Origin of the sequence: Lysinibacillus sp. NPDC097214, assembly GCF_050277945.1 — a bacterium.
Lineage (GTDB): Bacteria > Bacillota > Bacilli > Bacillales_A > Planococcaceae > Lysinibacillus > Lysinibacillus xylanilyticus_B.
In genome coordinates this window covers 739,550-755,469 of sequence record NZ_JBNNSS010000001.1, presented here as the reverse complement: position 1 = coordinate 755,469, position 15,920 = coordinate 739,550, and the positions used below count along the sequence as shown (strand labels likewise).

16 protein-coding genes are annotated in these 15,920 nt (G+C 37.8%); 13 read left to right on the top strand and 3 right to left on the bottom strand.

What is annotated here, in order from left to right:
• Positions 1-361: 361 nt before the first annotated feature.
• Together ACQKMI_RS03590 and ACQKMI_RS03585 are read right to left on the bottom strand one after the other, a co-directional pair.
• Positions 362-1,531: an MDR family MFS transporter gene (locus ACQKMI_RS03590; protein ID WP_427487274.1), complete on the bottom strand. Its 1,170-nt coding sequence runs from the start codon at positions 1,529-1,531 to the stop codon at positions 362-364.
• 624 nt (positions 1,532-2,155) lie between these two features.
• Positions 2,156-2,377 carry a DeoR family transcriptional regulator gene (locus tag ACQKMI_RS03585; protein WP_049667439.1) on the bottom strand — a complete coding sequence of 74 codons (222 nt, stop codon included), beginning with the start codon at positions 2,375-2,377 and terminating at the stop codon, positions 2,156-2,158.
• A 355-nt stretch (positions 2,378-2,732) separates the two neighbouring features.
• Between ACQKMI_RS03585 and pepV the strand changes: the two genes are divergently transcribed.
• From pepV to ACQKMI_RS03545, 8 genes are all read left to right on the top strand, one after another.
• Complete coding sequence (gene pepV / locus ACQKMI_RS03580; protein ID WP_427487273.1) at positions 2,733-4,139, top strand: dipeptidase PepV; 1,407 nt, start codon at positions 2,733-2,735, stop codon at positions 4,137-4,139.
• Between the two features lie 27 nt (positions 4,140-4,166).
• Positions 4,167-5,021 (top strand): D-amino-acid transaminase, encoded by an 855-nt coding sequence (gene dat / locus ACQKMI_RS03575; RefSeq protein WP_427487272.1) that lies wholly within the window; start codon positions 4,167-4,169, stop codon positions 5,019-5,021.
• Between the two features lie 392 nt (positions 5,022-5,413).
• On the top strand, positions 5,414-6,418 hold the full coding sequence (locus tag ACQKMI_RS03570; RefSeq protein ID WP_427487271.1) for a nuclease-related domain-containing protein: 1,005 nt from the start codon (positions 5,414-5,416) through the stop codon (positions 6,416-6,418).
• A gap of 3 nt (positions 6,419-6,421) precedes the next feature.
• Positions 6,422-7,354, top strand: coding sequence for a diacylglycerol/lipid kinase family protein (locus tag ACQKMI_RS03565; protein WP_427487270.1), 933 nt, complete (start codon positions 6,422-6,424; stop codon positions 7,352-7,354).
• Between the two features lie 66 nt (positions 7,355-7,420).
• Positions 7,421-7,738, top strand: coding sequence for a hypothetical protein (locus tag ACQKMI_RS03560; RefSeq protein WP_427487269.1), 318 nt, complete (start codon positions 7,421-7,423; stop codon positions 7,736-7,738).
• A gap of 76 nt (positions 7,739-7,814) precedes the next feature.
• Positions 7,815-8,462, top strand: coding sequence for a tRNA (guanosine(46)-N7)-methyltransferase TrmB (trmB, locus tag ACQKMI_RS03555; protein ID WP_427487268.1), 648 nt, complete (start codon positions 7,815-7,817; stop codon positions 8,460-8,462).
• An 11-nt stretch (positions 8,463-8,473) separates the two neighbouring features.
• Positions 8,474-9,337 carry a YtnP family quorum-quenching lactonase gene (locus ACQKMI_RS03550; protein ID WP_427487267.1) on the top strand — a complete coding sequence of 288 codons (864 nt, stop codon included), beginning with the start codon at positions 8,474-8,476 and terminating at the stop codon, positions 9,335-9,337.
• Between the two features lie 593 nt (positions 9,338-9,930).
• Positions 9,931-11,157, top strand: a complete 1,227-nt coding sequence (locus tag ACQKMI_RS03545) for an ATP-grasp domain-containing protein (protein WP_427487266.1) — start codon at positions 9,931-9,933, stop codon at positions 11,155-11,157.
• A gap of 80 nt (positions 11,158-11,237) precedes the next feature.
• Here the strand turns inward: ACQKMI_RS03545 and ACQKMI_RS03540 are convergent, their stop codons facing one another.
• Entirely contained in the window at positions 11,238-11,552 is a 315-nt protein-coding gene (locus tag ACQKMI_RS03540; protein WP_053485038.1) for a peptidase M4, read from the bottom strand.
• 352 nt (positions 11,553-11,904) lie between these two features.
• Between ACQKMI_RS03540 and ACQKMI_RS03535 the strand changes: the two genes are divergently transcribed.
• The 5 genes from ACQKMI_RS03535 to ytpR all read left to right on the top strand — a co-directional run bounded on the left by ACQKMI_RS03535 (position 11,905) and on the right by ytpR (position 15,800).
• Complete coding sequence (locus ACQKMI_RS03535) at positions 11,905-12,981, top strand: M42 family metallopeptidase (protein WP_427487264.1); 1,077 nt, start codon at positions 11,905-11,907, stop codon at positions 12,979-12,981.
• A gap of 78 nt (positions 12,982-13,059) precedes the next feature.
• Positions 13,060-13,581 (top strand): DUF84 family protein, encoded by a 522-nt coding sequence (locus tag ACQKMI_RS03530; RefSeq protein ID WP_427487262.1) that lies wholly within the window; start codon positions 13,060-13,062, stop codon positions 13,579-13,581.
• 95 nt (positions 13,582-13,676) lie between these two features.
• Complete coding sequence (locus ACQKMI_RS03525; protein WP_427487261.1) at positions 13,677-14,195, top strand: hypothetical protein; 519 nt, start codon at positions 13,677-13,679, stop codon at positions 14,193-14,195.
• 169 nt (positions 14,196-14,364) lie between these two features.
• Positions 14,365-15,189 carry a DUF1444 domain-containing protein gene (locus ACQKMI_RS03520; protein WP_427487260.1) on the top strand — a complete coding sequence of 275 codons (825 nt, stop codon included), beginning with the start codon at positions 14,365-14,367 and terminating at the stop codon, positions 15,187-15,189.
• Positions 15,186-15,800, top strand: a complete 615-nt coding sequence (gene ytpR, locus ACQKMI_RS03515) for a YtpR family tRNA-binding protein (RefSeq protein WP_427487259.1) — start codon at positions 15,186-15,188, stop codon at positions 15,798-15,800. Before ACQKMI_RS03520 ends, ytpR begins: the two co-directional genes overlap by 4 nt.
• The last annotated feature ends 120 nt before the right edge of the window (positions 15,801-15,920 follow it).

The window sequence follows — 15,920 nt, the reverse complement described above, 5'->3', positions numbered from 1 at the left end:
ATCCCGTATTAACGGGCAGTAAGTTATCTTACTGAAAGAGAAGCGTCAGGTACTCCCACTTTAAAACGTAATGAGAGTAAAGAAATTAGGTAGGAGGCTAACTGCCCGTAAAAACCCGATTGGTGAAGACTAATAATCAGTGGGGATAAAGAACCCCCACTGATTAAAGTTTCACTTTATCCCGTATTAACGGGCAGTAAGTTATCTTACTGAAAGAGAAGCGTCAGGTACTCCCACTTTAAAACGTAATGAGAGTAAAGAAATTAGGTAGGAGTCTAACTGCCCGTAAAAACCCGATTGGTGAAGACTAATAATCAGTGGGGATAAAAAACCCCCCACTGATTAAAGTTTCACTTTATCCCTATTGTGGCTTAAGTTTTGATCTATAAAATATACAACTGCATAAAACAAGAACAGCGATAACTGAAAACATTGCATCCATGTAATGTATTAACAGCCACCCGCCAATAATTGGGCCAATAAAGCCTCCTAAATTTTTAAATTGGGCTGCCCCTAAATAGACTCCCTTTTGTGTATCAGGTGCAATTTCATCAATCAAGATACTCATAGTCGGAAAGGCGAAAATTTCACCAATCGTGAATATAATCATAGCGATTATATATAGTGGATAGTTATTTGAGAAGCCGAATAATAAAAGACCAAACGCGAAGAACAGAATCCCTACTAATAGAGTAGTTGTCGAAGAAAACCGTTCTGAAAGTATACTAATAGGTAATTGTAGTAATAATACAACCGCTGCATTTAGTGAGATTAGTGCAGAATAGAGCTTGGCACCATCTTCGATTTTAAGTTCAATGATTTGTGGTAATGTTGAATCAAATTGAGAGTAACCAATATTTATTAAAATTGCTCCAAAAATAAAGCTTAGAAGTACACGATTCGTCAATAGAATCGTAAATGTTTGCAGTATTTTAGTTGGAGTTGAAGCTTTTGGTTGCTGCATTTCATAGCGATTTAAAACGAAAAATAAAAATACAGCATAAATAATATACATAATTCCTGTCAGCATAAATGGAATACTTGGGCTAGACAATTGAGATATATAAACACCAATGACAGGACCGATGACAGCCGCTATGTTAATTGCTGTATAACGAAGTGAGAACAATCTTTTTCGTTTCTCGGCAGGAGTAAAATCAATCATTAATGCCTGTGTAGAGGGTTCAAAGAAGGAGCGACATAAGCCATTTAGGGCATTCAATGCTACGAAGAACCAAACCGTATGAGCTGTTGCAAAGCCAAAGAACACAATGCTCCAAACAACGATAGTAAGTAAAATGATGCTCTTCCTGCCAAATCGGTCAGTTAAATAACCACCAAAGAATCCTCCGACAGTGGAGATTAACGGTGCAATACCAATCGTCAACCCTATTTGTAAAGGAGATGCTTCAATTTCATTATGTAAGTAAATGGCTAAAAAGGGCATTGCCATAAAACTTGCTATGCGTGTGAAAATAGTTCCGCCTAAAATGATCCAAACTAGAGGGTGAAACAGTTTTCGGAGTTTCATAGAAAAATCCTCCTTCCAAAATGTAGAATGTTTCGATTTTAACGGATTGTTAAGCAATTGTAAATAGTCAAAATTTTTTTGGGGATAACGCCGAGAAAACAAATGTTGTGCATGAATTCTTAGCGGATATAGGAGAGAAATGCTTTGTATAAAGTCATCACAATGGGAGGTTGTTTTCCGTTCCGACTGGGCGCTTTGTTGTTGCTGTCGCTACGCTTTCGCACAGATAAAACAATTGCTGACGCTTCGCTTTCGCACAGAGCAAAACTTCCTGGGGGCGTCCGATGAGCTGCTTGGACCAACAGATGTTTTTTGCGCGAAAGCGGAGTGTAAACGAAGTGGCAACCGTACCGAGATTGGTCGCGAAGGCGTTGTCACAGGATGTGATGTTTTTAGACTTCGTTCCTCTGCCTGCTCGCTCTAGGTTCTCATTGATGATGAGCTAATGAATATTTATCATTAGGGGGGATTTTCACTAAAAGTAAACGCAATATTTTGAGAGTATTTGCTTGGTAGCTTGATAAATGGTGGGGGAATCAAAAAAGTAGAAAACAAAAAAAGAATGACCACGACGAAAGGTCATTCTTTTCCAATACAAAATGCTTTACGCGTTACACGTAAAAACTAAGACGTCAATTTTACTTTTTTCTTCGTCGTTGTCCATTTGCCTCGACTTGGACTCATCACCAAATCGTTAAAGGCTAACACGTTCAAATCTCTTTGAACGGTGCGAGGAGTGATACTAAACTCTTCGACTAAATCCTGTGTAGACACGGTTCCTTTGTCTAAAATAAACATGTACACATCTTTAATACGATTAAGCATTCGATCAGTAGTTGGTTTCATAAATGAACCACTCCTTCATCTTAATTCTCTTGGCAAAGACTAGCGGACGACAATATGTGCGGAGTGCACTTAGGCTAATAAGTAGCTGCCTTAGACATCCCCTTTTCTAATTTTATATTCAGAAAAATTATTCTGATAAGTTCATTATATAGAAAAACAAGTCAGTTTTCTAGTGAATGCAAGAGGAATTTACAATTAAGACATAAAATTTTTACTGTATTTTGTGGGAATAAGTGAAAAACGTGCTATATGTGGTAGTTTTCGAAGTAAGATTTTGAAAAGTTGTAAGAAAGATGATTGTAATTTATGTTGTAAAGAGTAGAATAATGTTATTACTTTAGAGGAGGTACATCATATGGATTGGTTACAAGCTGCAAAAGAAAGACAAGATGAATTGATACAAGATTTACAGGAGCTTGTGCAAATTAATAGTGTTCTCGATGAGAATACGATCACTACTGAAGTACCTTTTGGTGATGGTCCATTAAAGGCTCTTGAATGGTTATTAACAAAGGGCCAAGCTGAAGGTTTGCAAACTAAAAATATTGATAATTATGCAGGTCACATACAGATGGGTGAAGGTGATGATTTATTAGGTATTTTATGTCATGTTGACGTGGTACCAGTTGGTGATGAAACAAATTGGACATACCCACCTTTTAGCGGCACTGTAGCAGATGGAAAGCTATTTGCTCGTGGTGCAATAGATGATAAAGGCCCAACAATTGCAGCATGGATGGCCATGAAACTTGTCAAAGATGCAGGCATTGAGCTTAATAAAAGAGTCCGTATGATAATCGGTACGGATGAAGAAACTGGCTTCCGCTGTGTCGACCACTATTTTAAACATGAGGAAATGCCGGCGATTGGATTTGCACCAGATGCGGATTTCCCGCTCATCAATGCTGAAAAGGGCATTGCAGAGCTAGTGTTCTCTCAAAATAAAACAGGCGATGCTTCGAAAGAACAGCTATTACTATTTAATGCTGGAAAGCGACCAAATATGGTACCGGATTTTGCAAAAGCAACAGTGCAATTTGTGTCCCCGCAATTCGAACAGAATTTTCACGCATTTTTAAGCAAAAATCAGCTAGAAGGCTCTTTATTAATGGAGGGTTCTCGCTATATAATAACTATCAAAGGTAAAGCAGCCCATGCAATGGAGCCGGAAAAAGGTATCAATGCAGCTGTTTATCTTACAGCATTTTTACAACAAGAGTTGACGACAGAGGCAAGTAAACAATTTGTCGACTTTACCGCAGATGTTTTTTATCAAGACCATTATGGCAACAAGCTTGATTTACAATTTGAGGATGAAATGTCTGGTAAAACTACTTTAAATCCAGGTATTGTAACCTACGATGTGGCTAAAGGTGGCAGTATGGTCATTAGTATGCGCTATTCTGTCACATATCCGTTTGATGAAAAAATCACGGAAGCACAACGCTTAACTGCGGCAAAAGGATTTTCATTGGATATTCAAGATGACTCTAAACCTCATTATGTAAGCGAGGACGATGCATTTATCCAGACTTTAGCAGATATCTATAGACGTCAAACCGGAGATTATGAAACGCCTTTACTGTCCACTGGTGGTGGTACGTATGCACGTGTCATGAAAAAAGGTGTAGCATTTGGCATGTTGTTCCCAGGTGAACCTGACGTAGCGCATCGTGCGGATGAGTTTGTCGTCATTGAAAATCTCATAAAAGCAACAGCTATTTATGCTGAAGCAATTGTTGAACTTGCAGGAAACAAATAAATTAAAGATGAAAAGGATGAACGAAACATGGCATATTCATTATGGAATGATCAAATCGTTGAAGAAGGATCTATTGCAGTCTCTCCAGAAGACAGAGGTTACCAATTTGGTGACGGCATTTATGAAGTAATAAAAGTATATAACGGAAACATGTTCACAGCACAAGAACACATTGATCGTTTCTATGCGAGTGCCGAAAAAATTCGTCTTGTCATTCCTTATACTAAAGACGTATTACACAAATTATTACATGAACTTATTGAAAAAAACAATTTGGAAACAGGCCATGTTTACTTCCAAATCACACGTGGTACAACTTCTCGAAATCATGTTTTCCCAGATGCAAGTGTTCCAGCTGTATTAACAGGGAATGTAAAAGTTGGAGAGCGTTCATATGAAAATTTTGAAAAAGGTGTTAAGGCTACCTTTGTAGAGGATATTCGCTGGTTACGCTGTGATATTAAATCTTTAAACTTATTAGGTGCTGTAATGGCAAAACAGGAAGCATCTGAAAAAGGTTGCTATGAAGCTATTTTACATCGCGGTGACATCGTAACAGAATGTTCATCAGCAAATGTTTACGGCATTAAAGATGGTAAGCTTTATACACACCCTGCAAATAACTTCATTTTAAACGGTATTACACGCCAAGTTATTTTAAAATGTGCTGATGAAATTAATTTACCTGTAATTGAAGAACCAATGACAAAGGCGGATTTATTAACAATGAGTGAGATCATTGTGTCATCTGTATCTTCTGAAGTAACACCTGTTATCGATGTTGATGGTAACAAAATTGGTGCTGGAGTTCCAGGTGAATGGACTCGTAAATTACAACAAGCATTCGAGGCGAAATTACCGCTTTCCTTTAATGCTAAATAAATGAATTCTGTAAGAGAGCTATCCTAAACTTTGGGTAGCTCTCTTTTTCTATAGAACAAATTATGGATGTTTTCTCCTGAAACGTCATGTAAAATAAAAAACGATGACTACAGTTGTAGAATGATTGCTATCGGGATTTAATTTCAATGAGCAAATGTCGATGTAATGTATGCAATTGTTTCTATTTATCTTCATTTAGCAATATTTTGCGACAACAGCAAAGGGTTTTCTGTGCGAAAGCGAAGCGGCAGCAACAAAAGGTTTTCTGTGCGAAAGCGACAATTATGCCAAGGCGAAATTGATTGATATTGCAATTGATTTGCCTACTAAGCAAGAGTGGAGAAATTAACAAATTAGATATAGGGCGAGTAAGATTGGAGTGACCAAAACACATGGCACAATTGGTGAAATTACAAGATTATATTTCACGCTATCAAATTGATTTAGCAAGATATCCAACACAATTTGTACGCTTAAAGCAAAGTCAATGGGAGCGTGTTAAGCGACAGTGGGAGTTAGGAGAAGAAATTAGCGAGTGGCAACATAACGACGACGATTCAGAAAATGATTCTTTTGAGGGAAAAGAAAGGTTCTCTTTATTCAAAAAAATATTCGCCGGTCGTCAGAAGGAAGAAAATGAGGATATTGAACAGATCGAAATAACGAATGAACTAGTGAGTGATGAAGATAGCATACCAGACGAAGAAACGACTTTAACATTTGAACCAAAAATTGTCTATGCACCACAATCTGTTCATGAATTAAAACGAATGTTTATCGATCAATTTTTCCATTTCCAAATGAAATGGGCAAGTTCAACACTACGTGAAAAGTCATATGTAGATCCTCGTTTTATGCGTGATCCTTTGTTGCGAAATTTGTTACAAAAATTACCTGATAATTATTTGCTTTTTTATTATCCTATTTTACAAATTAGAAAAGCACCTATAGAGCTTGATGTCGTGCTAATGTCACCGACAGAATGTATTTGTATAACAGTACTAGAAGCGGAAAATCAAGCAGTTTATGTAGGAGGCAGTGAGCGATTTTGGATAAAAAAAGTAGGGACGAAGAATTCAAAAGTCCTGAATCCAATGATAAGTTTAAATCGTATGGAGTCTGTATTAACTCAATTATTTAAGCAGGATAATATAAATGTGCCGATTCGCAAGGTTATTTTAACACAGAATGGTTATTTCGATTATCCAGGAGCACCTTACGGAATCCAATTTGTTGATCGTCGAAATTATGGAGAGTGGATGGAGCATTTAAGGAAAGTTTCCTCTCCTATGAAGCATATGCAAATTCGTGCTTCTCAAACGATTTTAAGCAATGTACAAACAACATCCTTTAATCGAGATATTTGGCAGCAATCTTCTCAACCAGCCGGGGATTAGGTGATGCAAGTATTATTTATTGTGAATGAAGCTGCGGGGCACGGTAAAGGTAAAAAAGTTTGGCATCATCTTCAACAGCATTTAACAATTAACTATGAAGTCGCCTTTACAGAATATGAGGGACATGGGCAGGAGCTTGCAAAAAATTGGGCGCAAGATGCTCAAACAAAAAAATTAATTGTTATTGTTGGCGGTGACGGCACGATACATGAGGTTGTTAGTGGCGTTGTACATAATAAATTTATAGTTATTGGTGCAGTTCGTGCTGGTTCTGGAAATGATTTCGCACGATACTTTACTACATTTCAAGATGCCTTTCAAATTGAAAGCTATATACAAAATGAACTGGTTTACCTCCCAATGGATGTTGGTGCCTTTCAATTTGGAGATCATCAGCATGAGATTTTTGTCAATAATGCTGGCGTGGGCTTTGACGCATTTGTCACCAAACGTATTAATGCATCTCGCTTGAAGCTTTACCTCAATAAAGTAGGGCTCGGTAAGCTATCCTATGCTGTGGCTGTTGTTAGAGGACTATTTAGCTTTAGACGCTTTGATGTAAAGATTCAAGCAAACAATCAAGAATGGCAATTTCAGCAAGTATGGTTTGTTGCGATGTGCAATCAACCTTATTTCGGAGGAGGAATGAAAATTTGTCCATCTTCTAAACCTGATGATGGACAAATCGAAATAACAATCGTTCACGGTATTTCCCGACTTAAATTGTTACTAGTATTCGTCACTGTATTTTTTGAAAAACATACAAAATTTAAAGAGATTACTTTTTTGCAAGGCCATCAATTTGACATTTTCGTGCACGGAAATGACGTTGATTGTCATACAGATGGTAACTATATTGGGGAAATTAAAGAGGGAACGGGGATTCATAGTACAGTGCAACGCGATGCTTGGCAGGTACTATCGGAGAAACATTGATAAAAATGGTCCCTCACTTAAAGCTGGGGTTGACAATTGTTAAACTATGCTATGCATAAAAGTTGATTGGAATGGAGACTGGGCGACTCCTTGGGGATCAGCAACAGAGGAACGAAGGCTAAAACCATCACGTCCTGTGATAACGCCTTCGTGACCAACATCGTGTTGGCCCGAGGCCCTGCAGCGAAGCGAAGCGGGAGAGGAACGAAGGCTAAAACCATCACGTCCTGTGATAACGCCTTCGTGACCAACATCCTGTTGCCCCGACGCACCCAGGAAGCTCTGCTCTGCGCGAAAGCGAAGCGTCAGCGGCAAAGCGCCCAGTCGGAACGGAAATCAACCCCACGTTATAGTGATGAGTCAAAAAATATCATTTCGCAATAATTTCATGCGAATTTTATGGTAATACGTTATACTATAAAAAATCAATAATTTCATGAGAAAGAAATGAGGAAGAAAATTGAGATTAAGAAATAAGCCTTGGGCGGAGGAAATGATTACGAGTCATCCAGAGGTGATTGTTCCAAATCCTGAAGACTTTAAAGGAAATTGGCAGGCTGTTTTCGGAAATGACAACCCACTACATATTGAAGTAGGTACTGGGAAAGGGCAATTTGTCACAGGTATGGCCTTACAAAATCCGGATATAAATTACATTGGCATTGAGCTTTATGACAGTGTAATTGTTTGTGCATTGGAAAAAATTTTAGAGGCTAAATCTCCAGCGAATTTACGACTATTAAAAGTAAATGGCGCAGATTTATATAAATACTTTGAAAAAAATGATGTAGATCGTGTGTATCTGAATTTCTCAGATCCTTGGCCAAAAACGCGCCATGCTAAGCGACGTTTAACGCACGGGGATTTTTTGAAATTATATGAGTCGATTTTAGTGGATGAAGGGGAAATCCATTTTAAAACGGACAACCGTGGTTTGTTTGAGTATTCATTAACGAGTATATCTGAATATGGTATGTTACTTAAGTATGTATCACTCGACCTACATGCGAATATGCCTGAGGACAATGTTATGACTGAATATGAGCAGAAATTTTCAGCTAAAGGACAGCCAATCTATCGTCTAGAATCGCAATTTTTAACTAAATAGGGGGAGTATGGATGGATCAGTTAAAGTTTCACAATATGTCATTATCATGGCTAAACGGGGGTGTCACTTGCCTTGATGGCGGTGCTATGTTTGGCGTTGTACCAAAACCACTTTGGGCACGCAAATATCCAGTCAACGAAAAAAATCAAATCGAGTTACCAACTGAGCCGATTTTAATTCAATATGGTGGTAAAAATTATATTGTTGATACAGGCGTTGGCTTTAACAAATTAAATGAAAAACAACTACGAAACTTTGGGGTAACTGAGGAATCAACATTAGCGGCTAGCTTACAAGAGCTAGGATTAACAACAGCTGATATTGATGTAGTATTAATGACGCATTTACATTTTGACCATGCTGGAGGTTTAACGCAATGGGAAGATGATGTACTTGTACCAACATTCCCGAATGCAAAAATCTTTGTAACGAAAATTGAGTGGGATGAAATGCGTGAGCCAAATATTCGCTCGAAAAATACGTATTGGAAAGAAAACTGGGAGCCAGTTCAGCACTTAATCGAAACGTATGAAGGTACGTTAGAGGTAGCTCCAGGTATTGAAATGATTCATACTGGTGGTCATAGTGATGGACACGCTATTATAAAATTGACTCAAAATGGCGAGGTATTATTGCATATGGCAGATATTATGCCAACACATGCACATCAAAATCCATTATGGGTTTTAGCGTATGACGACTATCCAATGGCGAGTGTCTTTGCGAAGGAACGTATAATGAAAGAAGCACTTGCGAATGGCTACGGCTTTATCTTCTACCATGACGCGTATTACCGCATGATTAAATGGGATGAAACAGGTAAAGAAGTTGTAGATAAATTAGAGCGTAGCAGACAAGCTGTTATTACATTCTAAACAAAAAACGTGTGAGCCTTTTGTGTTCGCACGTTTTTTTATTGCGGTGTAGAAAAGTATTGAGTCAATGAAATTAAGGTAAAGTATGGTTCTTTGGCAAAACTAGGGTTTGATTTCCGTTCCGACTGGGCGCTTTGCCGCTGACGCTTCGCTTTCGCGCAGAGCAGAGCTTCCTGGGGGCGTCCGATGAGCCGCTTCACTCGCGTCGCTCGCTCCAGGGTCTCGGGCCAACACGATGTTGGTCACGAAGGCGTTATCACAGGATGTGATGGTCTTCGCCTTCGTTCCTCTATCGCTAATCCCCGAGGAGTCGCCCAGTCTCCACTCCAATCAAACGCTTCGCATAGAATGTATCTCTGGCACGTCACTCTAATTTATAGTGATGAATTGGAACTTCGCAATTGTTTTCATGCAAACGTATGCCATATATATAAATTATTGGCGTTAAACAGTCGGAACGGAAATCAACTTTATATTAAGGTGATGAGCTTAATTGTCTATACCCCATTTTTTTGACACTTTTTCCGTGAACATTTTGGAAAATATGATACACTAAAGGCTATACTAAAACACAAAAGAGAGTTGAAATATACATGGCAACTGAGCAACCATTTTTACCAGTATTACTAGGATCAGATATGAATGCATATGGTATGGCACGTGCATTTTATGAGGCATATGGTATTAAACCACTTGTATTAGGGCGTTCACATTTAACGGCAACGCAAGACAGCCATATCATAAATTTCCAAGAGATTGATCGCTTAAATGAACAGGATGTATTTGCACCTGCACTTGCAAAGGTCGCAAAAAAATATTCTGATAAAAAACTATTGTTGTTAGCGTGTGGAGATGATTATGCAAAGCTTATTATTAAAAATAAGCCAGCATTGCAAGAACATTTTACAGTACCATATATTGACGAATCATTAATGGATGAAATTTTATTAAAAGAAAATTTCTATAAAATGTGTGATAAGTACGATTTTAAGTATCCAGGTACGACTACAGTGACAGCTGACAATTACGAAAACTTTACGCCACCTTTTGAATATCCAATTATTTTAAAGGCATCGAACTCGGTGGAATACTGGGCATGTTCATTCCCAGGTAAGAAAAAAGTATTCGTTGCACATGATGAAGCGGAAAAAACAGCTATTTTAAAAGCAATCTATAGCTCAACTTATCAGGACACAATGATTATTCAAGAATTCATCCCAGGTGACGATTCTTATATGCGTGTATTAAATGCATATGTAGGGAAAGATGGCAAAGTGAAGCTAATGTGTCTAGGAAACCCAATCTTAGAAGAGCATTCACCTGAAGGAATCGGTAGTTATGCAGCAATCGTTACAACATACGATAAAGAATTAATGGATCAAGTACGATTCTTCTTAGAGGATATCGGTTATACAGGCTTTGCTAACTTCGATATGAAATACGATATGCGGGACAAACAATATAAGTTGTTTGAAATCAATTTGCGTAATGGCCGTTCAAGCTATTATGTTACAGCAAGTGGTCATAATTTAATGAAGTATGTAGCTGATGACCATATGTTAAATATTGAACAGGAAGTAACTTATGTTCAGGATAAGCATTTATGGATGATTATTCCTAAAGGTGTATTATTTAAATATGCATCAAATGAAAAGCTTAAACTAGAAGCGAAAAAATTAATTCGTGAAGGGAAATGTACAAACTCTCTTTACTTTAATCAAGATATGAATGCAAAACGTTGGGTGAAGCTGACGTTAAATAATTTAAATTATTATCGAAAATATAAAAAGTACTTTAACAATAAAGGTTTGACTGAATAAAACAAAGAAGCCATCTCAATTAACTGAGATGGCTTCTTTTTAAGGTTCTATAATATTTGTTCGAGTATTACTGAGTAAGGTTATACTTCTTGTAGCTCTACTACAACACCAGAGCGAGCGTCAGCAGCAAATTCAAATGTTTGCATTTCACCCTCGTGTAAACGAGAGATACCTCCACGGTATACAGGAATAGTCATAATGCCATTTGAAAAATTGTCTGTTTTCATAAAAATCCAAGAACCGTCAATCGGTGAATCTTTTTTAAATTCCTTTTTTATGTTTTCGAGTACTTGTCCTGCAGGTACATACGGAGAAACCTTTTCACTTGCTTCTTTAACAATGACTGCGGCAGCAAGGCCAGTAGCAACACCAATTAAAAAATCACGTAATTTCATGCTTTTTTCCTCCTTTTTCTATAGCTTCATTTTAACATAGCATACAGAGTGAATGCACGTTCACACGTTAGCACTTTTTTAGGAAATGTATCCATATTGCGAAGTTGGCATTCAATTTCACCTTGGCTTAATTGTTACTGCCGCTACGCTTTCGTACAGAAAATATTTGTTACTGTCGCTACGTTAGCTCTGCGCTTTCGCACAGATAAATATTTCAGCAAATTTGGGATACCCTGTGACGAGAGCATTTATCCCGTTACTCATTGGAGAATGGGAGTCCTCCGTTTGAATATAGATAAATATGTTACAATGGACAAGGAAGAATATTCTACTTCGTGGGGAGAGAGTCAACATGAATGAGGAAACATTACAATTATTTAAAACATTAACGGAATTACCAGGTGCGCCGGGTAATGAACATGCAGTACGTACATTCATGCGTTCTGAGTTGGAAAAGTACTCGGATGAGATCGTTCAGGATAATTTAGGGGGTATTTTCGGTGTAAAGCATAGTGAAGTTGCTGATGCACCAAAAGTGTTGGTTGCTGGTCATATGGATGAAGTGGCATTCATGGTTACTTCTATTACCGATAACGGGATGATCCGCTTTCAAACATTAGGTGGTTGGTGGAACCAGGTTATGCTAGCGCAACGCGTTGAGGTATTTACCAATAATGGCGCGATTCCAGGTGTAATTTCATCAATACCACCACATTTATTAACAGATACTGAACGTTCTAAACCGATGGATATTAAAAATATGCTTATAGATGTTGGCGCAGACAATAAAGAAGATGCTATTGCACTTGGTGTTCGTCCAGGTCAATCAATTATCCCTGTCTGCCCATTTACACCGATGGCCAATCCGAAAAAAATTATGGCCAAAGCTTGGGATAACCGCTATGGCTGTGGATTGGCAATTGAATTGATGAAAGAAGTTAAGGATGAAAAGCTAGCCTCGCATTTATATTCAGGTGCGAATGTGATGGAAGAGGTTGGTCTGCGTGGTGCTCAAGTGTCCGCAAATATGATTAAACCAGATTTATTCTTTGCTCTAGATGCTTCACCTGCAAATGATATGTCAGGAGAAAAAAATCAATTTGGTCAGCTTGGAAAAGGGACATTATTACGTATTCTTGACCGTACAATGGTTACACATAAAGGCATGCTTGAGTTCATTTTAGATACTGCCGAAACGAATCATATACCTTATCAATATTTTGTATCACAAGGTGGTACGGATGCAGGACGTGTGCACACAGCGAATGACGGTGTTCCTAGTGCAGTAATTGGAATTTGCTCACGCTATATTCATACAGCTGCATCGATTATTCATATTGATGACTATGCAGCTGCAAAAGCTTTAATAGTGGAACTAGTGAAAAAAGCAGATCGTTCGACATTAGCAACAATTCGCGCTAATGTGTAAAATATGACATCCACTGAAACAAGTTAATAGATGCCTTTAGGGGCATCTTTTTCTATGCAAAGAAAGAGGGATTAGAACATGAACATAGCTATTGGTACGACAAACAAAGCAAAAACAGAGGCAGTTGAAGTTATAGCTAGAAAGTATTTTGATAAACCAATTTTCACCTGCGTTAAGGCTGCATCACAAGTATCTGATCAACCGATGACTCATGAAGAAACACGCTTAGGCGCAATAAATCGTTCGAAAAACGCAATCAATGAGACGGGTACGCAATTATCGTTTGGATTAGAGGGTGGAGTGACTGAAATTGATGGTGTGATGTATGTTTGCAACTGGGGAGCTCTTACCGTATCAAATGGCACAACCTATACAGCTTCGGGCGCACAAATTATATTACCAGAAGAAATTGCCCAGGAAATAAGAGCAGGGAAGGAACTTGGACCTGTAATGGAGCAATATACACAACGTCGGGATATCCGACAAGGTGCGGGAGCTGTAGGTATTTTTACACAAGGGTTAGTAAGTCGTCAGGCGATGTTCGAGCATATAGTCTCGCTTCTTGTTGGTCAATATTTGTTCACATTAGCGCATGAGTAGTGTCTGTTGATTAGTAATAATGGAATAGTGAAGTTGCATAATTGATAAAACTTTTTTAAAATAGAAAAAAAGTTAGCAATGAAAGGATGAAGATCATGTCTTATACATCGGTGAGAGTTGTTGGCTTACTACTTCTACTTTTGGGGCTTACTGGTTGTAATCAATCGGTTGATGAACAAATTCAAGATGGACTTCAACATACGACAACCGTTTTTGCGGAACAGCCAGAAGAGCAAACAGATAGTATTGGGGATGTAGAATTATACTTACCTTCAAACTTTAAAGTTGATGACAGTTCAGATGCATATAATATATTAGTAACGAAAGGAAAAGAGAGTTATATTCTTTTCATTAATGATCGTGAAGATGCAAATAGTAAACTATATTACAATCTATTAAAAGCTGATAGTTCAAAATACATAGTCGAAGAAAATACTTATGAAAAGAATGGTATTTTTGGCTTTGCGGCTGTTTTAAAAACTGATAATGAGAACGAATTTGAGCTTATTGTTAGTAATGGTGGTGTAAAAATGACGACCATTTCTCAGGCAAAACATATTAAAGATAATTTACACGAGATGACGAAAATCGTTCATTCGGTTAAGATTAAATAAATTGGATAGTTTTGAACAGAACGGTTCACAAACATGTGAGCCGTTTTCTCTTCATTTGGCAAATAGTAAGTTACAATAGAGGAACTCAGTTTATAAACGTCACATCCAGTGACATTTCTGCGCAACAGTGCTGAACCTAAATTGATTTTGAAGAAAGGATGTGAGCTAGGTGAAACAAATTAAATCAGAACAACTTGTGTCCCTATTAAAACAACAATTGAATGAGGGAAAGTTTGATTTTGAATTTGACAAAAAGCACGATAAATTACGTCTGAACCATAAAAAAATTGGTAAAGGGATGGAGCTCTCTCTACCAGGTATATTAGCCAAATATAATGACAAGCAAGGGGCTGCAATCGATGAAGTCGTTTATACAATCGAGCAAACCTTTAATGCGATGGAGCAAGAGATGGAACAAGGATTCCAAACTACTACACAAATTTATCCAGTTATTCGTGCGACATCCTACCCTCAAGCCTCGAAGGAGGGGCATGCATTCATCACGACTGAACATACAGCTGAAACACGTATTTTTTATGCGCTTGATTTAGGAAAAACTTATCGTTTTATTGATGAATCCATGTTAGAGGTACTACAATTAACAGTAGAGCAAGTTCGTGATATGGCACGATTCTCTGTAAAGCAACTACCAGCAGTTTATAAAAAAGATGAAGTTGCAGGGAATGTTTTCTATTTTGTTAATGCTAATGATGGCTACGATGCAAGTCGCATTTTAAATGAAAGCTTTTTGAAAGACATGCAGACTAAAATTGAGGGTGACATGACGTTATCTGTGCCACATCAGGATGTATTAATAGTAGGTGATATTCGTAATGAAACAGGGTATGATGTATTAGCACAGATGACAATGCATTTCTTTGCTGTCGGTACCGTACCGATTACGTCATTATCTTTTATTTATGAAGATGGGGAGCTAGAACCGATCTTTATATTAGCAAAAAACAGAGTTAAAAAGGAGCAAGAGAAACAATGAATGTATTTTACAACAAAGAGCATGTAGGAGATGTATTGCTAGTACAATTAGCGACAGAATCAATCGTGAAAACAGAGGTAGAACGTGCGGGGGATATCGCTATTTTAAAGGAAGCACAAACAGGAGAAATTAAAGCATTTAATTTATTTAATGCCAGCAACTATATACAAACTGAAGCACAAGGTTTAGTTGAAGTTACTCCAGAATTAGCTGCGCAGCTAGAGGCAGCTATTGCAAAAAACGGAGCTGAAATCAGCTTAGATGTAGATTTTTCTCCAAAATTTGTTGTGGGCTATGTAGAAACAAAGGACAAGCACCCGAATGCTGATAAACTAAGCATTTGTTCTGTAAACGTAGGTGAAGAAACATTACAAATTGTATGTGGCGCACCAAATGTGGAAGCGGGTCAAAAGGTTGTCGTAGCTAAAATCGGTGCAGTAATGCCTTCTGGAATGCTTATTAAAGAAGGTAATTTGCGAGGTGTTGAATCCTACGGTATGCTATGTTCAGCACGCGAATTAGCGATACCAAATGCACCTTCTGAAAAAGGAATTTTAGTTTTACCGGAAGATGCGAAAACTGGTAGTGCGTTCGAAACACCAACTAAATAAAGTCTTCGGAAACACGGTTTAGCTTTGCAGAAGTAAAGTGATATCCTAATTAATACCAAGACCGAATTGATTATATGTACTTAAAATCGTTATGCTACTAATATGCTAGTAACATAACGA